The 20021-nt window shown below is 63.2% G+C and carries 21 protein-coding genes; 2 read left to right on the forward strand and 19 right to left on the reverse strand.

Annotated features, from left to right (window positions below; translation table 11 throughout):
- Positions 1–2: 2 nt before the first annotated feature.
- From IHE39_RS27540 to IHE39_RS27550, 3 genes are all read right to left on the reverse strand, one after another.
- Positions 3–668, reverse strand: a complete 666-nt coding sequence (locus IHE39_RS27540; RefSeq protein ID WP_192568739.1) for a DUF1007 family protein — start codon at positions 666–668, stop codon at positions 3–5.
- Between the two features lie 77 nt (positions 669–745).
- The gene (locus tag IHE39_RS27545) at positions 746–1654 is read right to left on the reverse strand and encodes a LysR family transcriptional regulator (RefSeq protein WP_184769650.1); all 909 of its coding nucleotides are present in this window, start codon (positions 1652–1654) and stop codon (positions 746–748) included.
- Positions 1655–1658: 4 nt separating this feature from the next.
- Positions 1659–2858: an amidase gene (locus tag IHE39_RS27550; RefSeq protein WP_192568740.1), complete on the reverse strand. Its 1200-nt coding sequence runs from the start codon at positions 2856–2858 to the stop codon at positions 1659–1661.
- 550 nt (positions 2859–3408) lie between these two features.
- Here IHE39_RS27550 and odc2 point away from each other — a divergent pair.
- Both odc2 and IHE39_RS27560 read left to right on the forward strand, forming a co-directional pair.
- Complete coding sequence (odc2, locus tag IHE39_RS27555) at positions 3409–4542, forward strand: ornithine/lysine decarboxylase (RefSeq protein ID WP_184769652.1); 1134 nt, start codon at positions 3409–3411, stop codon at positions 4540–4542.
- Between the two features lie 154 nt (positions 4543–4696).
- Complete coding sequence (locus IHE39_RS27560; protein WP_192568741.1) at positions 4697–5341, forward strand: GNAT family N-acetyltransferase; 645 nt, start codon at positions 4697–4699, stop codon at positions 5339–5341.
- Between the two features lie 1261 nt (positions 5342–6602).
- Here the strand turns inward: IHE39_RS27560 and IHE39_RS27565 are convergent.
- The 16 genes from IHE39_RS27565 to IHE39_RS27640 all read right to left on the reverse strand — a co-directional run bounded on the left by IHE39_RS27565 (position 6603) and on the right by IHE39_RS27640 (position 19979).
- A complete protein-coding gene (locus IHE39_RS27565; RefSeq protein WP_312880831.1) occupies positions 6603–6941 on the reverse strand; it encodes an SCP2 sterol-binding domain-containing protein in 339 nt (112 codons plus the stop codon).
- A 133-nt stretch (positions 6942–7074) separates the two neighbouring features.
- A complete protein-coding gene (locus IHE39_RS27570; RefSeq protein ID WP_192568742.1) occupies positions 7075–7611 on the reverse strand; it encodes a hypothetical protein in 537 nt (178 codons plus the stop codon).
- Positions 7608–8018 carry a hypothetical protein gene (locus IHE39_RS27575; protein WP_184769656.1) on the reverse strand — a complete coding sequence of 137 codons (411 nt, stop codon included), beginning with the start codon at positions 8016–8018 and terminating at the stop codon, positions 7608–7610. Before IHE39_RS27575 ends, IHE39_RS27570 begins: the two co-directional genes overlap by 4 nt.
- Before the next feature lie 10 nt (positions 8019–8028).
- Positions 8029–8583 carry a rod-binding protein gene (locus IHE39_RS27580; protein ID WP_192568743.1) on the reverse strand — a complete coding sequence of 185 codons (555 nt, stop codon included), beginning with the start codon at positions 8581–8583 and terminating at the stop codon, positions 8029–8031.
- Between the two features lie 63 nt (positions 8584–8646).
- On the reverse strand, positions 8647–9036 hold the full coding sequence (locus tag IHE39_RS27585) for a hypothetical protein (RefSeq protein ID WP_246485658.1): 390 nt from the start codon (positions 9034–9036) through the stop codon (positions 8647–8649).
- 2 nt (positions 9037–9038) lie between these two features.
- Complete coding sequence (fliR, locus tag IHE39_RS27590) at positions 9039–9791, reverse strand: flagellar biosynthetic protein FliR (protein ID WP_192568744.1); 753 nt, start codon at positions 9789–9791, stop codon at positions 9039–9041.
- Positions 9788–11878, reverse strand: coding sequence for a flagellar biosynthesis protein FlhA (flhA, locus tag IHE39_RS27595; protein WP_184769659.1), 2091 nt, complete (start codon positions 11876–11878; stop codon positions 9788–9790). The genes fliR and flhA overlap by 4 nt, the downstream gene beginning before the upstream one ends.
- Before the next feature lie 178 nt (positions 11879–12056).
- Positions 12057–13700 carry an MFS transporter gene (locus IHE39_RS27600; RefSeq protein WP_192568745.1) on the reverse strand — a complete coding sequence of 548 codons (1644 nt, stop codon included), beginning with the start codon at positions 13698–13700 and terminating at the stop codon, positions 12057–12059.
- A gap of 268 nt (positions 13701–13968) precedes the next feature.
- Entirely contained in the window at positions 13969–14235 is a 267-nt protein-coding gene (gene fliQ / locus IHE39_RS27605; RefSeq protein WP_184769661.1) for a flagellar biosynthesis protein FliQ, read from the reverse strand.
- A complete protein-coding gene (flgD, locus tag IHE39_RS27610; RefSeq protein ID WP_192568746.1) occupies positions 14232–14642 on the reverse strand; it encodes a flagellar hook assembly protein FlgD in 411 nt (136 codons plus the stop codon). Before flgD ends, fliQ begins: the two co-directional genes overlap by 4 nt.
- Positions 14642–15082, reverse strand: a complete 441-nt coding sequence (gene flbT / locus IHE39_RS27615) for a flagellar biosynthesis repressor FlbT (RefSeq protein WP_184769663.1) — start codon at positions 15080–15082, stop codon at positions 14642–14644. Before flbT ends, flgD begins: the two co-directional genes overlap by 1 nt.
- Positions 15079–15426, reverse strand: coding sequence for a flagellar biosynthesis regulator FlaF (gene flaF, locus IHE39_RS27620; RefSeq protein ID WP_184769664.1), 348 nt, complete (start codon positions 15424–15426; stop codon positions 15079–15081). The genes flbT and flaF overlap by 4 nt, the downstream gene beginning before the upstream one ends.
- A 26-nt stretch (positions 15427–15452) precedes the next feature.
- The gene (locus IHE39_RS27625) at positions 15453–16496 is read right to left on the reverse strand and encodes a flagellar hook-associated family protein (RefSeq protein ID WP_192568747.1); all 1044 of its coding nucleotides are present in this window, start codon (positions 16494–16496) and stop codon (positions 15453–15455) included.
- Between the two features lie 4 nt (positions 16497–16500).
- A complete protein-coding gene (gene flgK / locus IHE39_RS27630; protein ID WP_192568748.1) occupies positions 16501–17955 on the reverse strand; it encodes a flagellar hook-associated protein FlgK in 1455 nt (484 codons plus the stop codon).
- A 36-nt stretch (positions 17956–17991) separates the two neighbouring features.
- Entirely contained in the window at positions 17992–19245 is a 1254-nt protein-coding gene (locus IHE39_RS27635) for a flagellar hook protein FlgE (protein ID WP_184769667.1), read from the reverse strand.
- A 65-nt stretch (positions 19246–19310) separates the two neighbouring features.
- Complete coding sequence (locus IHE39_RS27640; RefSeq protein WP_115730958.1) at positions 19311–19979, reverse strand: response regulator transcription factor; 669 nt, start codon at positions 19977–19979, stop codon at positions 19311–19313.
- Positions 19980–20021 lie beyond the last annotated feature (42 nt).

Genomic DNA, 20021 nt, shown 5'->3' on the forward strand with positions numbered 1-20021 from the left:
CATCACCCCTTGGCTTGGCAGTTCAATTCCAGGCGCGTGGCAAAGATCTTGCTCATGTCCGTGCCCGACGGATCGTTGAAGAACGCGTCGGTCAGCTTCGACTGGTTCTGCGCGATCGCCTCGTCCGGATCTGGACGGATGACGCTCTGTTTGCAGCTCGAAGGCAGGCCGGCGACGTTCAGGTTGGAGTCCTCGGTGAAGTCGATCGCGGTATAGAAGGTCGGGTCGTAGACGCCGAAATCGATCTTGCCGGCAAGCTTCAGCGGTTCCTTCGGCTCGGTCTCAAACAGGATGATGAGCTGCTGGTCCTCGAAATTGGCAACCAGGCTCGCCGGCGGCTTCATGGCGATGTCCTTGCCGTCCAAGGTCACGACCTGGAAATAATTGTACTCGCCGATCGACTCGAAAACGGTCTTGGAGACCTCGGCCAGCTCGCTGTCGTCGAGCTTGAGGTCGGAGTTCTTGTCGAACTCCATCAGCACCGTGCTGGAAAACAGGTCGTCGAACCGCCACAGGTGCCTGAGCGATTTCACCGTCTTGTCGGGATTGAGCATGACGTCGAGCCGCGCTTCGGCGAAGACGTGCGGGTGGACGCTCGCCTGTACCGTCATGGCCAGCAAGGCTACTGCCGCCGTGGCCAGCATCGTCGTGGGTGTTTTCAGAATCATAGCTCCGGCAGGCCGACCTGTTGGGTGATGCCGACAATTATCAGAAACCGGGCGAAAGTGGGACAGCCGCCGTTCAACTAAACGGCATGGTCGCAAGGATTGGTCTTGAACCACTGTACCAGGAAGTCGACGAAGACCCGGATCTTCGCTGGCAGATAGCGCCGGTGCGGGTAGACCGCGAAGATGCCGCCGCCGCCGAGGCGACGGTCGTCGAGCACCGGCACCAGCTTGCCTGAATCGAGATCGGGGGCGGCAATGAAATCGGGCAGGATGGCAAATCCGAGACCGGCAACTGCCGCGGCACGTGCTGCCATCGGGCTGTTGACCTCCATCGGGCCTGATACCGACACGGTCATGATGTCGCCGGTCTCGCCCGAAAATGGCCAGTTCGACATGTAGCGGCCGTTGGTGTCGATGATGCAGGGAACATTGGCGAGATCGGCCGGCTTTTTCGGCATGCCAAATTTTTCGATCAGCTCGGGTGAGGCGCAGACCCGGATGCCGAACGGCGCCAGGCGGCGGGCGATCAGCGACGAGTTCTCGAGCCGGGAGATACGAATGGCGAGGTCGAAACCTTCCTCGACGAGATCGACGAAGCGATCGTCGAGATGGATTTCGAGCACGATGTCGGGGTGTGCCTTGGCGAAGTCGATGAGCGAGCGGCCGATCGGCGCATCGGCAAAGGTACGCGGCGCCGACAGCTTGACCCGGCCGCGCACGTCGCCGGAGGATTCGCGCACCGCATCCGCCAGGCTGTCGACCTCGCGGATGATCTCCGAGGCGCGGCGATAATAGGTATGGCCGGCTTCGGTCAGCGAAAACTGCCTCGTCGTGCGGTTGAGCAGCAGTGCGCCGAGCTCGTCCTCGAGCTCGCGCACATATTTGGACAGCAGAGCCTTGGAGCGGCCGATCTTGCGCGCGGCGGCCGAAAAGCCTTCGGCCTCGACCACGTCGATGAAGGCGCGCATGCGGGTGAGTGTGTCCATGCGATCAATCCTTTGTGTGGGCGGCGTCAAGCACGCGGCGTCCCAACTGGATCAGCGCCAGGTCGCTGCCGGCGGGCCCGAGCAGCGAGAGCCCGAATGGCGCGCTGCCGGCTGTGCCGATGGGCAGCGTGATCTGGGGGAAACCCGACAGGCCGGACAGGCACAGCAGCATCAGCGCGCGCTCGCGATAGGCGAGAAGCTCGTCATGCGTTCCATTGGCCAGGGGTGCTGCTCCCGGCACTGTCGGCAGGACCAGAATGCCGTCCGCCCCGAGCAGTGCGCCAAGCTCCTGGCGAAACGCGTCACGCTTGTCGATCTCTGCGGCGTAGTCCGTCGCCGAAATGGCGGCGCCGAATTCGAAGCGTTCCTTGACGCCCGGCCCGAGGCCGCGATCTCCCGAGGAGATCCAGGCGCCATGTTCTTGCCAGGCTTCGAACGCCTGGACCTTGCGGAAGCACCAGTAGAGTTCATCGGGCGAAAAGGCGAGGGGGCGAGCTGTGGCGACCGGACCAAGCGCCGCCTCGGCATGCCGGCGCATGCGCTGGTATTCGGCGATCTCATCCGGACCGGTCGACAGCCCGTCGAGCCAGTCGAGCGCCACGGGCCTTGTCAGTTGGCCGCGATGGGCGTCCTCGCCGATCAAAAGCTTCGCCACATTCTCATAAGCGTCGATGTCGCGCGCGAACCAGCCAAAGGTGTCGAGGCTCGGCGCCAGCTTCATCGCGCCGTCGAGCGAAATCAGTCCATGGGTGGTGCGCAGGCCGACAAGCCCGCAGAAGCTCGCCGGTGCCCGGATCGAGCCGCCGGTGTCGGAGCCTATGGCGATGTCGGCAAGTTGGCCGGCGACCGCCGCGGCCGAGCCAGACGACGAACCGCCGGTGACGCGGTTCGGTGCTGCCGGGTTGATCGGGTGCGGGAAATGCGCGTTCTGGCCCATCAGCGAAAAGGCGAGTTCGTCGGTCTGGGTCTTGCCGGCGAATCGCGCGCCGGCATCGAGCAGGATTTGTACCGCAGGAGCGGTTCTGGTGGCCGGAATGGCGCTGGCAGCCTTATCGGGGTTGCCGCAGCCGGTTGTGTAGCCGGCGACATCGTAGATGTCCTTTACGGCCAGTCGCAGTCCTGCCAAGGGGCCGGTTTCCGCATTGAAAACAGGCGTTTGCGGCAGATCTAGAAACGCGTTGAAGGATCCGGGTGCAGCAGTCATCGTTCGAAACCTGTTTACGACATTGCCAGCATTGTTCAACGTTTGAATTTTTTCAACCCGGCATGAGATTTTAATTGATTGTGACGGTCGCGAGCCATATATCCGCGCTTGCCCAAAGTCGCACGTGCCTGTGGGTGTCCGCCGATCCCTCGAATGGCGAGGAAATCGGTAAGGTAACTGGAGCTAACCCCTCCAGTCGATTTAGCGGCCAACCGCAAAATCGAGGACACCTTGAAGCAACGACGGTGCGGGCCTTTCTGGTTCTCTTCCGGCTGTCCAAAAGCCGGGGTTACTGAAGAGGCACACCTTCATTGCCGGCAGTGCGGAACGGGTCTTCCCATTTCCAAGCCAAGGCAGACAAAGCGAACCGAAGCCGGGCTGGCTTAGGTTCACCGCCGCGTGAAGCGCATTTATGGTTCCAGGGTCTCCACAGGCTGGATCCATCAAATAGCGGTCATGTCTTTGTCCACCGCGGGATTCCGTGGCCGGGAACGGCCGTCCCGCAGCTTGTTGATTTTTTGCGCGGCAGGACCGCGCGATGGAGAGACCTATGGCCACTCAGCGCATCCTCGACTTCCTCGCCACCCGACGCCCGTCCGGCCCGTGCCTGGTCGTCGACCTCGATGTCGTGCGCGACAATTTCCGCGCCTTCGAGAAGGCCATGCCGGAGTCCAAGGTCTACTACGCCGTGAAGGCAAATCCGGCACCTGAGATCCTGCGCCTGCTCGCCGGCATGGGCTCGTCCTTCGACACCGCTTCGGTTGCCGAAATCGAGATGGCCATGGATGCCGGCGCTCCAGCCGAGCGCATCTCCTTCGGCAACACCATCAAGAAAGAGCGCGACATCGCGCGCGCCTTCGAACTCGGCATCCGCCTGTTCGCCGTCGACAGCGTCGAAGAGGTCGAGAAGGTCGCGCGCGCCGCTCCCGGCTCGCGTGTGTTCTGCCGCGTGCTGACCGATGGCGAAGGCGCTGAGTGGCCGCTGTCGCGCAAGTTCGGCTGCGTGCCTGACATGGCCGTCGACGTGCTGCGCGTTGCCAAGGCGCTTGGCCTCGACTCCTATGGCGTGTCGTTCCATGTCGGCTCGCAGCAGACCGACCTGACCGCCTGGGATCGTGCGCTGGCCGACGCCAAGAAGGTGTTCGCCAAGCTTGCCGAAGAAGGCATCATGCTCGGCATGGTCAACATGGGCGGCGGCTTCCCGACGCGTTACCTGCGTGACGTGCCGGCGGCCCAGGCCTATGGCCAGGCCATCTTCGAGGCGCTGTCCAAGCACTTTGGCAACAGCATCCCGGAGACCATCATCGAGCCGGGTCGCGGCATGGTCGGCAATGCCGGCGTCATCAAGTCGGAAGTCGTGCTGATCTCCAAGAAGGCCGACAACGACAATGTGCGCTGGGTGTTCCTCGACATCGGCAAGTTCGGCGGTCTCGCCGAGACGATGGACGAGGCGATCCGCTATCCGATCGTGACCGCGCGTGACGCAGACGAGAAGTCGCCTTGCGTGCTCGCCGGCCCGACCTGTGACTCGGCCGACGTCATGTATGAAAAGACGCCGTACCCGTTGCCCCTGTCACTGACCATCGGCGACGAGGTGCTGATCGAGGGCACGGGCGCCTACACGACGACCTATTCGTCGGTCGCCTTCAACGGCTTCGAGCCTCTCCGATCCTACGTGATCTGACGGCGCTCACTTCGGCGCATTTTCGAACGGCGAACCGCTTCCACTTCGCCTGAAAATGCGCTGAGAGCCGATCAGATCACCCCGGCGCGGGCGCAATCGGCGCCCGCACGGGTTCGCTTGTGGACCTGTTCTCCGCTCGTGAAGGATCACGGACATGCATACCGAAAAAGAAGCCATCGAGACCTCGCCCGACATCGTGATCGTGGCTGAAAACCTTGCCGACGTCGCTGCGCGCGAAGCGCTGCTCGACCGGGCCATGGGCCCGAAGCGGCGCAAGAAGTCGTCGGAGAAGCTGCGGCGTGGCCGCCGCCCATCCGAGGGCCTGGCGCTGATCGCGCGCAATGCCGAGGGGTCGGCCATCGGCACCGTGCGACTGTGGGACGTGCGCCTGGGCGAGGGCGGCCCGGCAGCGCTGCTGCTCGGCCCACTCGCTGTCGATCCGTCGACCAAGGGTGCCGGCATCGGCTCGGCGCTGATGCGCCAGGCGATCGCCGAGGCTGCACGGCTTGGCCACCGCGCCATCCTGCTGGTCGGCGACGCGCCTTATTACGCGCGCTTCGGTTTCACCACTGAGAAGACCGGGCAGCTCTCGATGCCCGGACCCTACGAACGCGACCGCTTCCTGGCGCTGGAACTCGTGCCCGGTACGCTGGACGGCGCCAGGGGCGTGCTCAAGGCGGCCGGTCGCAAGCTCGGCGCTTCGGTTCGCAAGTCGCCTGCGGCATTTGCCAAGAGCGACGTGTCGTCTGACAGCCCGAGCGGGTCCTTTACGCGTCCCGCAGGACGCTTGGCGCGCTGAGCGGAGCGTGCCGTCCAGTGGCCTGAAGCAATCTGGGCAAAGTCAGCTCCAAGCCGCCATGCGGCTTGGAGCTGCCGGAAAACAGGTCGGCGACGGCGTCCTGTCCTTGACGCAGGCGATCGATGGTTGTGGCGACAGCGGCAACCTTGAAGGCCGCTCCGCCTGCACGGCGTGCCCGTCGTCCAGGCCGATCGCCGAGCCAAGGTATCCGCAGCCCGACAGCGGCATCGCGCAAGCCACTACCACTGCCATTGCTGCAAGGCGGTTTCGTCTCACCTTCGGCTCCACGTCGGTTCCACGATTGCTTTGGAGACGCGGTGCCCCGGATGGGCACCGCGCCATCGGTCACTGTTCGTAGGTGTAGTAGCGGTCGCCGCCATGGCGTGGCCGCCGCCTGCCATCGCAACCCGGATGCCGTGGCCGGCCATAGTCCTGGGTGCAGAAGACCGGTTCCGAAAATGGCGGGCGTGGTGCACGAGGCGGGCGCGGTGGCATTGGCGGCACCGGCGGACGCGGATGATAGCGCGGGTGGTCCCCATGGCGCGGTGGGTAGCGCGTGTCGTCCCAGCGCGGCGGGCCGTAGCGATCATCCACGCAGCCTGCAAGGGTTGCTGCACATAGGGTCGCAGCCAGGGCAATCAGTCGATTTCGATTCACATAACACTCCGGGTGAACTTGACCGGGGCGATGTGGGCTCCAATTGTTGTGGGGACATTACCGGTCGGACTGGCCATGCCATTGTCCTTCACGAGACGAAAAAGGCCGGGTGAACCCGGCCTTTGTTGTCAGTCGTTGGAAAAGCGGCGTGGTCTCGGACGGTCGATGCAATCGGGCGACGGCGTCGTTGCCGGTCCGCCTCGGCAGTCGAGCGGTTCGCCGCGCGGACGCGGCGGCGGGCCATGACGGGGGTATTCGCGCGGGCCATCCCAGTTGCGAGGCCTGCGTGGACCGTCCCAATTGCCGGGGCCGCTTCTGGGGCCATCCCAGCTGCGCGGACCATGCCTGGGGCCATCCCATTCGCGAGGTCCGTATCGGTCATCCACGCAGCCGGCGAGGACTGCGACGCACAGGGTCGCGGCCAAAGCGGCCAATCGGTTTCGGTTCATATGAATCTCCACATCGCGAAACGTCCCTGCGAGGGGATGTGGACCCTGACCATTGCCGCTGCATTGCGCCTTCAACCAAGGCGAGCATAAATCGCATGCAAAAAGGCCCGGTTGTGACGCCGGGCCTTTCTTTTGGATGATTCCGCGTCGTGGGCTTAGAGCAGCTGGCTCAGGCTCATCGCCACCGACATGTCGCCCTCGACCTTGATCTTGCCGGTCATGAACGCCATCGTCGGGTTGAGGTCGCCAGCGATCAGCGACTCGAGATCGTCGAGCGACAGCTTGATGGTGCAGTCGGCCGGCCCGTCGGTCGTTGTAAGGGTGTTGCCGTCGATGACGATGACACCATCGCCGCCGGTGTCGAACTTGATCGAGCGGTCAAATCCGGCGCTCTCCACCTTCGCCTTGATCTTGTCTGCGACTGCCTGAATGCTCATGGCTCTCTCCTGGTCTTTTCCTGAAAGGCGCTTTGCGCCCGGCCTCCCCGGACCAATCCGGACGAGCCGGCCATGTCACAGGACTGGATTGCCTATAGCTGGCATCTTACGTTTACGTCAACGTAGAATTGGCTGGCGATGGTCATGTGAACCGAGGACATGAGGCAGCCATGCTGGCTGCCTGCCTGTATCAATGCGCCTTGGCCGGGGTCGCTTCCGCAGGCTTTGCGGCTTCGACCGCTGCGGCGGCAGCCGATTCACGCTGGCGCACCGCGTTGTCACGGACGTCGTCAGGGGTGAGGAAGTCGATCTGCTCGACCATCACCTCGTGGATCAGCTTCGAGCCGACACGCGTGTTGATGGCGTCGCGGATGCCGTTGCGAAAGCCATCGAGATCGAGCTTTTCGTATTCGGTGAAGTCGATCTGCGGATTGCCGTAGAGATACGAATAGACCTGGTCGATGAGCAGGGAGTCCATCGGCACCGACATCTTTGATACTTCCTTGGGCTCGACCGTATAGACGAGGCGCGTGAGGAAATAGCCATGCACGCGCTCGTCTTTGAGCAGCGGCACGGAGATGACGTCGGTCTTGACGTAATCGAGACCACCGAGCAGCGGCTTCTGCTCCTCGGTCGCCGGCAGGTTGGCTGCGGCCTGGAACGAATAGAAGACCGCGCCGAGGGTCACGGCGACAATCCACAGCGCCGCCGCGATGAACTTGATCACCGCGCCCACCCGAATTCGTTGGCCGAATAGGTGCCGTCCGCTTCGGAGCGCTGGATCGCGTCCCTGAGCAGCGAGGCGACTTCGCTGACGGCGCTGAGATGGGCAAGGATCGCGCGCTCATTGGCAACGAGCTTGTCGCGCAGGCGTTCGACACCGACCTTGAGCTCGTTCGGGAAATCGCCTTCGACTAGGCCCTTGGTGGCGCGGGTCAGTTCGTAGAGATAACGGCTCTTGCGCGCGTTCGACGCCTTGATGTCGAAATGGATGTCGGTGCGGATGGCGGCGGTCTCTTCTTCGACCGCATCTTCGATGCGGCTGATGATGGCCGCGACGTTGCCCGGACGGGCGACGTCGATGAGATCGGCCGTCGCCGGGAGGTTCGTCCTGTATTCGGAGAGATCCGACATATCCTATCCTCTACGATTTGGTGTCAGTGACGGAGGCGGCATCGTCGCTTCCCAGCGAGCGCACCATCTTCCGCTGCAATTCCTGGATGAGCGCAGTGGCCTGGCTCATTTGTTCGTCGAGCGCAGCCTTTTCGGGGCCGCCGGAGACGCCGCTTACCGGCACCGCCTTTTCGTCCTTGATATAGTGGTCGCGCATCACCGTCCTGGCGATGCCGATGCCACCGGCTTCGGCGGTCTGCTTGGCGAGATGCTCGGCCATCATGGACTTCCACATGTCGCCGGCCATGCCCTTGCCGTACACGCTTTCGGTGTTCTTCGGCATCATGTTGCCGATGAAGGTCTGCAGCACCATCGCCTCGAACTTCTTCATCGAGGCGTCGGCCGAGGTCTTGTCTGGCTGGCGCCCGACGCCGCCGGTAACTTCCGCCTCGGTGAGCGAGAAGGCGCCTGACGTGCCTGCGTTAGCCGTCCGGTTGGCGAGTGCCGCGCGCGCAGCCTGGATGCCGGCCGGCTCGACGGCCTTGGCAACGTCCAGAATGATGTCGCTGGGTGGGGAGATGGCCAAATCTGGCTCGCCTTTCCGGGTTTGCGTTACTGCTGATTGTGGAGGGTCAAGCTTGCGGCAACCTTACTTGTCTTCAGCCGACTTTCTTTCAATGATTTCGAGACGTTCGCGGTCGGCACTGTCACGCTCGTCCTGGCGGCGGACGTCGCGGTAGGCACGCTCGACCATATTGGTGCGGGCGGTGGCTGTGGCGATCTTGCCGACCTCGACATTGGCGAGGCCGAGATTGAGCTGCTTCTTGTCGATCGCCTCCTTGATGCGGCGATGGTAAAGCTCGGGGAACAGCTGCGAGATGCCGTCGGCGCTGTCGAAGCTGTCCGACAGCGATTGCGCCTCGGCTTCAGCGGCAATGGCATTGGCGACAAAGCCGGCATGGCGGGTCTCGTGCAGCGCCTTGAGCTGCTCCTGCACGACGATCAGCTTCTTCAGACGATCCCGGCGTGACATTGCCATGCCTATCTCCCCACGGTGATGTCGACGAAGCCGTCGGCGAACAGGCTGAGCATGGTGGCGATGCCGAAATACACCAGCATCAGGCCACCGGCGACGACGAAGGGCAGCGAGATGAAGTAGACCGGGATCTGCGGCGTCAGCTTGTTGACGAAGCCGATCGTCAGGTTGATCAGGATGGCATAGGCGACGAACGGGCTGCCGAGCCTGAGCACCACCATGAAGCTCTCCGACAGCGTGTCGGTGACGTCGACCAGGGCGGCCTGCGGATTGAAGAACATGTTGACCGGCGCGACCTGATAGGAGGCGACGAGCGCGCGGATGATCTCGTGATGGAAATTGAAGGTGAACAGCAAGATCAGCGCTGCGATCGAGATGATCGAGGCAAGGGCTGCCTGCGGTTCGTTTTCTTCGATGGCATGGCCGCCGACGCCGCCGAAGCCGATCAGCATGGCGATTGCCGAGCCCATGAACATCAGCGCCAGAATGTAGAGCCTGGCCATCAGTCCAATCAGGCCGCCGATCAGAAGTTCAGACGCGATCATCGGCATCAGCACGCCGGGGCGGGCATCGACGAAGGGAAAGATCTGGTCCCAGAGGTGGATCAGAAGCCCGCCGGTGGCGGCAACCGCGACGAACAGCCTGACATGCATGGGCACACGCACGCTCGATATTCCGGGCATCAGCATGAAGCAGCCGCCAATGCGACAGAAGGCGAGAAACGCCGCAAGGACCATGCCTTGCGCGGCGGCATTCATGAGACGGTACCGAGCACGCGCAGTTCGACGCCCTTGGCGATCTCGACATGGCTGAGCACCGGCAGGGTCGGAAACAGCCGTTCGATGATCATGCGAACGTAAGGACGCGCGTCTGGTGCGGTGACGATGACGAAGCGCTCGCCGGTTTCGAGATGGGTCCGGATTGCCTTGGAGGCATCCTGGCCGAACTCCTCGAGCTGGCGCGGGTCGATGTCGAACTCGCGCACTTCGCCCTTGGCGTCGCGCTTGAGGCTCTGGTGGAAGGCGAGGTCCCAGCGGTTGCCGAGACGCAGCACCTTGAGCACGCCGCCTTCGCTCAAATCGCCGCAGATCTGCTGCGCCATGCGGATGCGGACATGCTCGACGATCTGCTCGGTGCGGCGCACATGCGGTGAGATCTCGGCGATGGCCTCGATGATGAGGTGGAGATTGCGGATCGACACGCGCTCGGCGAGCAACAGCTTGAGCACCGCCTGCAGGCCCGGATAGGTGATGTGCGAGGTGCAGATTTCGTCGGCAAGCTTGCGGTATTCGGGATCCTGGCGCTCCAGCAACGCCTTCATGTCCTTGTAGGACAGAAGCTGCGGCAGGTTGTTTCTGATCACCTCGGAGAGATGGGTGAGCAGCACCGACATGTTGTCGGCGAAGGTGAACTGCTCGCGTTTCAGATCCTCAGCGAAGGAATCGAGCACCGAAAAGGCGCGCATGCCGAAGGCCGGCTCGCGCACTTCCTCGCCCGGAATGTCGGGCAGCTCGCGCGAACCGAGCAGCACCATGATTTCGCCGACGCGCATCTGGTATTCGGCGACGACGGTACCGTGGACCTTGATCTGGTAGCTCTTGGGCGGGATCGAGAAGTCGTCGGTCATGCGCACTTCCGGCACGACGAAGCCGTACTGGGTAGCGAACTTCTTGCGCATCTTCGACATGCGGAAGGCGAGTTCCTGATGCGTGGCGAGCAGGCGCGTGGACAGCTGCTTGCCGATCAGCAGTTCGATCTCGGCGGTGGCGAGCGATGCCTTGACCGAGTTCTTCTCTTCTTCGACCTTGTCGGCTTCAGCCTGTTCCTTTTCGGCGTCGGCCTCGGCCACACGGCGCTGGTGCTGCATCGGAATGACGTAGCCAAGTGCTGCCATGGCCACGGCGAGCGAGAGGAACGGCAACATCGGCAGGCCCGGCAGCAGCGCGAGCAGCAAAAGCAGGCCAGCGGCGACGTAGAGTGCGCGCGGATAAGCACCGAGCTGGCCAAACACCGCCTGGTTGGCCGAGCCGCGGGTGCCGCCCTTGGAGACCAGCAGGCCGGCGGCGAGCGAGACGATCAGTGCCGGAATCTGGGTGACGAGGCCGTCGCCGACCGACAGCTTGATGAACACGTCGGCGGCTTCGCCCATGCCCATGTCGTGGCGGAAATAGCCGATGGCGATGCCGCCGATGATGTTGATGGCGGTGATGATGAGGCCGGCGATGGCGTCGCCGCGGACAAATTTCGAGGCACCGTCCATCGAACCGAAGAACGAGCTTTCCTCTTCCAGTTCACGGCGGCGCAACTGGGCGGTCTTGTCGTCGATCATGCCGGCAGAGAGATCAGCGTCGATCGACATCTGCTTGCCGGGAATGGCGTCGAGGGCAAAACGTGCGCCGACTTCGGCGATACGCGTCGCACCCTTGGTGATGACGATGAAGTTCACCACGATCAGGATCAAAAACACGATCAGGCCGATGACGAAGTCGCCGGACATGACGAGATTCGAGAAGCCGGAAATAACGTAGCCGGCGGCATGGGTGCCTTCGTTGCCGTGCGACAGGATCATGCGCGTGGTGGCGATGTTGAGCGACAGGCGCAGCATGGTGGCGATCAGAAGGATCGTCGGGAATGACGAAAAGTCGAGCGGGCGCTGGATCCACAGTGCGACCATCAGGATCAGCACCGAAATGGCGATCGAAAAGGCGAGGCCGACGTCGATCAGAAAGGCCGGGATCGGCAGGAACAGCACGGCCAGGATGATGACGATGCCGACGGCGAAGAAGACGTCGCGCCCACTCTTGTTCGCTGTGCCTTCGCCCGAAATGGTTTCGCTGACCGCCATTGATACTTCCGATCGAATCCCGCCGCGAGCCAATGTCACGGCTGCTTGACCCTATTGCGCCAAGCTTGCGCGAGGGTGGGAGGGATTACCCTCGTCCGTTTACCAGGAGAGTTGCGGGATGCTGACAGGGGTGACAGAGGAGCTCTGTCCGACGGATGTCGGCGCAGCGGCCCCATGCTCAATGCAGCTCGATATGCCCCTTGTGGCTGCCGAGGGCGGCGGCGAGGCTGGTGGGGCGTTCGATAAGGCGGTGGACGCGGGGTGGTTGGGCGCCGCTATGCAGGGCGCGCAGCTTGTCGCCGATGACGGCGTCGGCGTGGGTGGCGCGCTGGTTGTGGCGGATGTATTCGAGCCAGGTCGGGGTGTGGTAGGTCTCGACCCATATCTCCGGGTTTTCGAGGTCGCGCGCCAGTACCCAGTTGCGAGCACCGTCGCGGCGGCGGACGCGGCGGCGTTCGGTCATGGCATCGAGGAATGCCGGTACGTCCTCCTCGCGGATGATGAACTCGATCGAAATGACGATGGGTCCCGAGCGCGGCCGGACGTCGAGCGCCAGATGCGGTTCGCGAAAACGGTTGAGCGGGTCGAGGTTGAGCGCCGTGTGCTCGGGCAGCGGCAACAGGAAGCCGATGGCAGCGCCGACCAGCATGACCACGCCGGCGGCGATCAGGGCGGTTGCTGGGCCGTTGCTTTCGGCGACGAGACCCCAGACCCAGCTGCCGAGCGCCATGCCGCCGAAGGTCGCCATCTGGTAGATCGACAGCGCCCTGCCGACGACCCAGCGCGGGGTCGACATCTGCACCGTGATGTTGAAGTGCGACAGCGCCAGCACCCAGCAGGCACCGCCGATGAGCAGGCCTGCGCTGGTGAGCCAGGCGTTGGAGCTGAAGGCGGCTATCCAGCTGCACAAAGCGAAGCCAAGAAAGGCCGAGCGCACGATGGATTCGCTCGACATGCTGCTGCGGATGCGGCCGCTGATCAGCGCACCGCCGACGGCGCCGACGCCGAAGGCGCCGAGCATGATGCCGTAGGTGAGCGGGCCGCCGGCGACGAGGTCGCGGGCAACCAGCGGCAAAAGCGCCTGGATGACGACGGCGGTGAAGCCGAAGGCGAAACTGCGCAGCAGCACCTTGCCGATGTTGGGCGACATGGCGACATAGCGCAGGCCCGCACCCATGGCCTGGCCGAGCGTTTCGCGCGGCAGCGGGTTTGCCGGATATTCAGGGCGCCAGCGGAACAGGACGAAAATGATCGCGAAGTAGCTCAGCGTGTTGACGGCGAAGGCGGCCGCGGCTCCGGCTGCGGCGACGATGATGCCGCCGATCGCCGGGCCGACGCTGCGCGTCATGTTGAAGCCCATCGAGTTGAGGGCGACAGCCGCCGGCATCACGGTGCGCGGCACCATGTCGCCGACCGACGCCTGCCAGGATGGGTTGTTGAGGGCGGTGCCGCAGCCGATGAGGAAGGTGAAGGCGAGCAGCAGCCAGGGCGTGATCAGGCCGAGATAGGCAAACAGCGTCAGGGCTGCCGAGACGGCGAACATGAAGCACTGGGCGGTCAGCATGACGCGGCGGCGGTCGTAGCTGTCGGCCAGCGCGCCGGAGGCGAGCGAAAACAGCATGATCGGCAGTGAGATGGAGGCCTGGACCAGCGCCACCATGTCCGACGAGGTGGCGATCGAGGTCATCAGCCAGGCCGCGCCGACAGACTGGATCAGGCTGCCGAAATTCGAGGCCAGACTGGCGAACCAGACCGAACGGAAGATGCCGTGCTTGAAGGGCGCGAGTGCCGAACCTTGCTCGTACTGGTGGTCGTCGTCCATGCGCCAAGCCGGCCGAGCCGGGTGCCCTCGTGTGATTTGCCGCTACAGCGCCACGCATCCCTTGGGAGGCGCAAAGGACACCGTGGCCCTCCTGTCGATGCACGATCTTTTCCGGGAATCGATTTCGATCATGCGCAAACGACTAGACCATGATCGGCGGGCGGGGTGAACCCATTTGTATGAAGCCGGGATGGGCCAGCGGCGGCGCGGCTACGGGCCACAGAGGACGCGTCGGACTTATGTAGACGGACCAGGCCGCCAGGCAACGTCAGAAGCCGTTTTCGATGCGCTGGAAGATGACGTTGGTGAAGCTGGAAATCTGGGCGCCGATGAACGGGGCGGTCAGAGCCACCACCAGGAAGATGGCGACGATCTTGGGAACGAAGGTAAGCGTGATTTCCTGGATCTGGGTCAGGGCCTGGATCAGGGCGATAACGACGCCTACCAGCATGGCCGCCGCGACCGCGGGTGCGGAGGCGGTCAGCACTGTCCAGATGGCGTACTGGACAAGGTCCAGGGCATCGGCTTCGTTCACGCAGCAGCCTTGACCTTGACGCCTGCAACGACCGCGACCGTCTTGCCGTCGGCCAGCACGGCGGTGACGCCGTCCTTGGCGAGGCGGACCTCGGTAACGGTGCCCGAGGTCTTTCCGTCGGCCGAGGTGATGTTGCGGCCGATCAGCGCGTCGGCCTGGGCGAGCGCCGAGGACTGCAGGATCTGGTCGAGGCGCGCGTTCATCTGCACCGACTGCTCGACCTGCGAGAAGGTGGCGAGCTGCGCCACATACTCGGTCGATTCCATCGGCTTTGTCGGGTCCTGGTTCTTCATCTGCGCCATGAGCAGCTTGAGGAAGGACTGGTAGTCGACCTGGGTCTTGGAGCCGGTCTTGTTGGCATTGGCGTTGGTGTTGGCGTTGACCGGTGCGGTGAAATCAATGGCCATCAGTATTTTCCTCCGGCTGCGATGGCGCGTTCGACGGGCTGGGAATCGTTGCCGGCGATGATGCGCTGCTCGAGTGGGTAAAGAGAACGGATCGTCTTCAATGCTTCGTAGACATGGTCTTCGGCAACGAGCCGGTCGACATGCTTGAGGCTCGACAGGATCTCGGCATTGTCGAACGTAGCGAGCAGCAGCGGCAGCGAGCGGCGGAACATGTCGCGCGCCTGGACCGCGCCTATCGGGTCGACCAGCATCACCTGCAGGATAAAGTAGAGCTGGCGCAGCGGCGTCGAGGCCTGTTCGGGCTGCAGCACGTGGCTCTCGAGCAGGAACTGCACATCGTTGAGCAGTTCGAGCGAGACCTTGCGATCGGCACGCACCACGGCTCCGTTGATGTAGATCTTCTCGTTGGCCTTCAGCGAGATCTTCAGGGTGTTTTTCATTGGATGCCGTCGCGGATGATCTGCGAGACCTCGATCAGGCCTTCGAAGCTGTCGGCGCGCCCCTGGCGCAGGTCCTCGCCCTCGCGCAGGATCCACAAGCCGATCGAGATGAGGTTGGCGCGCAGTTCCTTGGGAAGCGCGTTCTCAGGATTGCCGAGGTCGTCGAGCAGCGAGGTCCAGACCCGGTTGGTGAAGTTCAGTGCCGCGATTGCTTCAGTGGAATTGGTTCCGGCTTCGCCGGCCTTGATCAGCATGTCGATCGAGCGGCTGAGAAGCTGACGTTCGCGATCCCGCGCATCGGCGACGGAGTCGGTCTGAATGTCGGCATAGGAAAATTGATACATATGCGTCCCGTTTGTTGCCGTTCACGTCAGAGGTAGTTCATCAGGCTGAGCTTCTGGATGCGTGCCGTCAGTGCGTATGACTTCTCGATCAGGGAAATGAGATCGGTGACGCGCGTCGCCGCCTTCTCTGGGTTGACGCCCTCGGTGTTGATGATGTGGCGCTCGAACAGGTCCATCTGCATCTTGATGCGGTCGGTGGCGTTTGTAACGCGCTGCTCGATGATGCCGGTCTGTGCTTCCAATTGACCGATGTCGCTGATCGCGGCGCCGATCACTGAAACCGCGCGGGTGACCAGTGCGCCGCGAGCCGCCTGGCCGACATTCGAGTCGAGCAGGTCGCTGATCATGGCGGCAGCCATCGCAACCTTGCGGATGCCGATATTGTTGGCGCTGACCGAGGACTCGGTCGTCTCGTTGAGCGTGATCCGGCTGGTGATGCCCTTGTCGGTGGCGTTGGAGAAATTGGCCTGCCAGCCGGCGCCGAGGAACATCGGCTCGACGACGGTGGTCATGAAGCCGTCCATCTGGGCGGCGGTGATGGTCTGCGCGCCCGGATCGTTTTGGGTGAAGCCGAAATGCGCCTGGAAAGCCGCGTCGAACGCCGCCTTGGCGGGCGAGCCGGGCTTGAAGTCATTGATCGGCTTGACGTCGGTGTTGGTGCCGGCGAACAGATACTCGCCGTTGAGGCTGGTGTTGATCACAGAGGTCAACGTGTCGAGCGTGCCGCGTGCGCTTTTTTGCGTGAGTGCGTAGCCGGCGTCTCCGGAGGCACTGCTTGTCAGGCTGGCCAGGAAGCTCTGTGCCGCCTTGCCAATTTCGTTGAGCGACTTCTGCGTCGCTGCCAGACGTGAAGATACCAAGCCGTTGGAATCGACGATGCCGTCGAGACGATCGTAGTCCCGGTGGAGTGTGACCGATTGCGCGGTACGAGCGCCAAGTGCCAGGCCAGTGTCGGCGACGAAGCCCGAGGTGGCTTCCTTCTGTGCCTTGATGAGCTCCGATTGCTGGCGTAGCATCGAGTAGCGCAGAGCGTTGGTAACCGCGGAGGAGGAGACGAATGTTGCCTTCATCGTGCTATCTCACGGCTGCCAAAAGTGCGGCCAGCATGTCGTCGACGGCCTTCATCAGCCGCGCCGAGGCTTGGTAGGCGTGCTCGAGATCGAGCATCAGCGACATCTCGACATCGACATTGACTGCCGTTTCGTTGGACAGCGCTTCGGCGGTCCGGACGGCCAGCGCTTCCTTTGTCTCGGCTGCGGCGGAGGCCTGCTTGCGCATGCCCTCGAACCAGCCGATCGAGTTGGTGCTGAAGGTGCTGAGGCTCGAATTGGTGGCAATGCCGGCAGCCGGATCGAAGGTCATCGTCTGGTCGATGCGGTTGCCATAGGAGATCAACAGGTCGGCATAGGAGGCGTTGCCGGCGGGGTTCTTGACGTAGGCGACACCATTGATGCCACCGTCGCGCAGCAGCTTGGGATTGCCGCCGACATCGGGGTCGACCGCGGGATTGATCTTGATCGAGCGGGCCAGACCGTCGACCAGTACGCCGGCCGGCGGGACCGTCAAACCACCTGACCAGGTGAACAGTCCTGCCTGGTCGGCGAGTGCGGGTGCCGTTTCGGAGAAGGCGGTGATCAGGCCGCGTGCCATCTCGTCGAGCTGCGCCTGCATCGTGGTGGTGACGCTGTCGCGGACCTGGATCATGGCAGCGAGCTTGCCGCCGGCGTCGGTGTTGGCGCCGATGCCGGGCTGGAGCGGCACGCCATCGATGAGGACCTTGTTGCCGGTGACGCCGGCGGAGTAGCCGGCCAGGGGTGTGAAGCTGACGGTGCGCGGGATGGTCTCGAACAAGGTCGTGCCACTACCCGTGGTAATGACCATGTCGTTGTCGCCGCGCTTGAAGGTCGAGATCGGCACGATCTCGGAGATCTTCTTCAGGATGGCATCGCGCTGGTCGAGGGAGTCGTTGACGTCGCGCCCGGCGCGGGTGCCCTGGATGATCAGCTTGTTGGCCTGCTCGAAATCGGCGAGCAGCCTGTTGAGGTCGTCGACGGTCGTGGCGATCTCGCCATCGGTTTCGGTGCGGATACGCTGGATGGCATCGCTGCCGTCGTTGAGCGAGCGCACCACCTGGCGGGCGGCGTCGATCGCTGCCGTGCCGAGGTTCTGGTTGGAAGGGGCTGCCGCATAAAGCTGCAGCGCCTGCTGGAACTTGCCGAGCACGGTCGCGACCGAGCCCTTGTTTTCCGAACCGTTGACGTCGAGCGACAGCTTCTGCAGGCCCTCAAGGAGGGTGTTCTGGCCGGTGAAATCGGCCAGAGCGGAGAGGTTCTGGCGAAACAGCAGTTCGTTGGTTGCACGCTGGATTTCGACCACGCGCGCCCCGGGGCCGGTGCTGGCAAGCACCGCCGTGCGGCGCACGTAGTCAGGGTTTGATGCATCCGCGACGTTGCGGGAAACAGTGCTTGTCTGGCGCGACGTGTTGCGAAGCGCAGATTGGGCTATGCTGATGGCAGACGACAGCGACATGCTATGTTTTTCCAGCGGGCGATAAGCCCGTCAGTCCTATCTCTTCAGGTTGACGAGGATATCCATCAGGTCCGCTCCGGTTTGGAAGACCTTGGAATTGGCAGTGTAGTTACGCTGGGACTCGATCATCGCGGTGAGTTCTTCGGCGATGTCGACGTTGGAGTTTTCGAGCGCGCCCGAGATCATCTTGCCGAGGCCGCCCGAGTCGGCGAAGCCGATCTGGACCGGGCCGGAGTCAGCACTTTCACGGAACACGTTGCCCGAAAGGCTGTTCAGGCGATCGGGGCTTGCCACGTCGGCCAGCGGAATCTTGAACAGCGGCTTCATCGAGCCGTCCGCGTACTGGGCGTACATGGTGCCGTCGGTGTCGATCTCGACACGCTCGATGGTGCTCGGCCCGTTGCCGTCGGCGACAGCCTTGGTCACGGTGTAGGGCGAGGCGAGCTGCGTCATCTTGGAGATGTCGAGGGTCACCGGCGCACCGTTCGGCACGGTGAAGCTGAGGCTGCCCGCGCTGGTCAGCTTGCCGGTGGTGCCGTCGAAGGTCATCGTGCTGCTGGTGAGGAGACCGCCAGCGGCATAGGGGAACGATGTTCCGGCCGTCGCCTTGGACTGGTCGTACACGGCGACGTCCCAGGTGTTGGCGCCGGTCTTGGTGTAATAGATGTCGACGATCTTCTTGGCGCCGAGGTTGTCATACATGACCATCGACGATTTCGACGTATAGGTCGCGCCGGCGGCGTTCGTGCTCGGGAGCGGGCCGGTCGATATGGCAGCGTCGCTCTGCAGGTTGGCCGTGAAGGTGGCGTTCTTGGTCGGCAGCGCGGTGAGCTCGGAGCTCGAGATCTGCACCGGCACCAGGCCGTCGAAGCCGTTGGCGGTGGCGGCGGGCACGCCGTTGGCGTAGCTGTAGCCCATCAGCTGGTAGCCGGCGGCATTGATGAGGCGACCCTGGCCGTCGGGCACGAACGAGCCGGCGCGGGTGAGGTAGGGCGAGCCGGAAGCATCCTGGACGACGAAGAAGCCGTTGCCCTGGACCGCGAGATCGGTGCCCGATGTCGTGTACTGCAGCGTGCCGTCCTTGGCGATGGCGTTCAGCACCTTGGTGGTGACGCCGCCGGAATTGTAGGCGCCGGGCGTGCTGGGCAGGACCAGCGACGAGAATTCGGTATAGGCGCGCTTGTAGCCGGTCGTGCTCGAGTTAGCGATGTTGTCGGCGACCGTCGACAGCCGGTTCGCCTGGGCGTTCATGCCCGAAACGCCGGTTCGCATCATTCCGTAAAGGCTCATCGGTGGTCTCCTCAAATCTCATGCCACGCTAGTGAAGTTACGTGGCATGTCTTGCGCGAGGCTGGTCAGACGATCAGCCGGTAGCCGAGGAAACGCTTCGAATCGATCGGGTCGTGGCCAAGACGCTCGCGCAGCTTCTTGCGCAGCTTTGAGATGTGGCTTTCCACGACATTTTCTTCGACTTCTTCATCGAAGACACCGTAGATCGCGTTGAAGACCTGCGTCTTGGTAACCCGGCGGCCGCTGTTGCTTGCCAAATACTCGAGGATTCGGCGTTCGCGCCGTGGCAGCGGCATCGGCTGGCCGTCAATTTCGGGATCGCGGCCATCCATGAAGATGCGCATGGCGCCGATCTGGGTGAAGCCGGTGTCTTCCTGGGCGCGGCGGCGGATCGCCGAGATGCGGGCGAGGATTTCGCGGATATGCACGGGCTTGCGGATGACGTCGTCGACGCCCGACTCGAAAAGCTTGAGCGTGTTTTCGAGGTTGTTCTGTTCGCTGAGTGCGATGACAGGTGCCTTGGAGCGGTCACGCAGCTGACGCGGCGAGATCGAACCCTCGTTGCAGTCACCGATGAGGAAAGCGCGAACCGAGCGCAGATCCTCGTCGGGAGCGCTGGTGACCCATTCGCCGAATTCGGTCGAACGGAAGCCTGCGCACGCCACACCTTCCCTGTCAAAGAGTGAATTATATCCGTTGGTGACGAGCTCTCGCTCGTCCACGATTACAATCATGATTCCGCCCCCGAATCAGTAAAAATGCCCTGTTAACCAATC

It is taken from the genome of Aminobacter carboxidus (genome assembly GCF_014863355.1).
Taxonomy (GTDB): domain Bacteria; phylum Pseudomonadota; class Alphaproteobacteria; order Rhizobiales; family Rhizobiaceae; genus Aminobacter; species Aminobacter carboxidus.

Bases quoted from the DNA above. Each gene is read 5' to 3' on its own strand.
- IHE39_RS27550 (WP_192568740.1), bottom strand. From the start codon at position 2,858: ATGACTGCTGCACCCGGATCCTTCAACGCGTTTCTAGATCTGCCGCAA.
- IHE39_RS27545 (WP_184769650.1), bottom strand. From the start codon at position 1,654: ATGGACACACTCACCCGCATGCGCGCCTTCATCGACGTGGTCGAGGCC.
- IHE39_RS27635 (WP_184769667.1), bottom strand. From the start codon at position 19,245: ATGAGCCTTTACGGAATGATGCGAACCGGCGTTTCGGGCATGAACGCC.
- flgK (WP_192568748.1), bottom strand. From the start codon at position 17,955: ATGTCGCTGTCGTCTGCCATCAGCATAGCCCAATCTGCGCTTCGCAAC.
- IHE39_RS27625 (WP_192568747.1), bottom strand. From the start codon at position 16,496: ATGAAGGCAACATTCGTCTCCTCCTCCGCGGTTACCAACGCTCTGCGC.
- flbT (WP_184769663.1), bottom strand. From the start codon at position 15,082: ATGAAAAACACCCTGAAGATCTCGCTGAAGGCCAACGAGAAGATCTAC.
- IHE39_RS27640 (WP_115730958.1), bottom strand. From the start codon at position 19,979: ATGATTGTAATCGTGGACGAGCGAGAGCTCGTCACCAACGGATATAAT.
- flhA (WP_184769659.1), bottom strand. From the start codon at position 11,878: ATGGCGGTCAGCGAAACCATTTCGGGCGAAGGCACAGCGAACAAGAGT.
- IHE39_RS27575 (WP_184769656.1), bottom strand. From the start codon at position 8,018: ATGTCGGATCTCTCCGAATACAGGACGAACCTCCCGGCGACGGCCGAT.
- IHE39_RS27585 (WP_246485658.1), bottom strand. From the start codon at position 9,036: ATGGCAATGTCACGCCGGGATCGTCTGAAGAAGCTGATCGTCGTGCAG.
- IHE39_RS27540 (WP_192568739.1), bottom strand. From the start codon at position 668: ATGATTCTGAAAACACCCACGACGATGCTGGCCACGGCGGCAGTAGCC.
- IHE39_RS27600 (WP_192568745.1), bottom strand. From the start codon at position 13,700: ATGGACGACGACCACCAGTACGAGCAAGGTTCGGCACTCGCGCCCTTC.
- IHE39_RS27560 (WP_192568741.1), top strand. From the start codon at position 4,697: ATGCATACCGAAAAAGAAGCCATCGAGACCTCGCCCGACATCGTGATC.
- fliR (WP_192568744.1), bottom strand. From the start codon at position 9,791: ATGAATGCCGCCGCGCAAGGCATGGTCCTTGCGGCGTTTCTCGCCTTC.
- odc2 (WP_184769652.1), top strand. From the start codon at position 3,409: ATGGCCACTCAGCGCATCCTCGACTTCCTCGCCACCCGACGCCCGTCC.
- flaF (WP_184769664.1), bottom strand. From the start codon at position 15,426: ATGTATCAATTTTCCTATGCCGACATTCAGACCGACTCCGTCGCCGAT.
- flgD (WP_192568746.1), bottom strand. From the start codon at position 14,642: ATGGCCATTGATTTCACCGCACCGGTCAACGCCAACACCAACGCCAAT.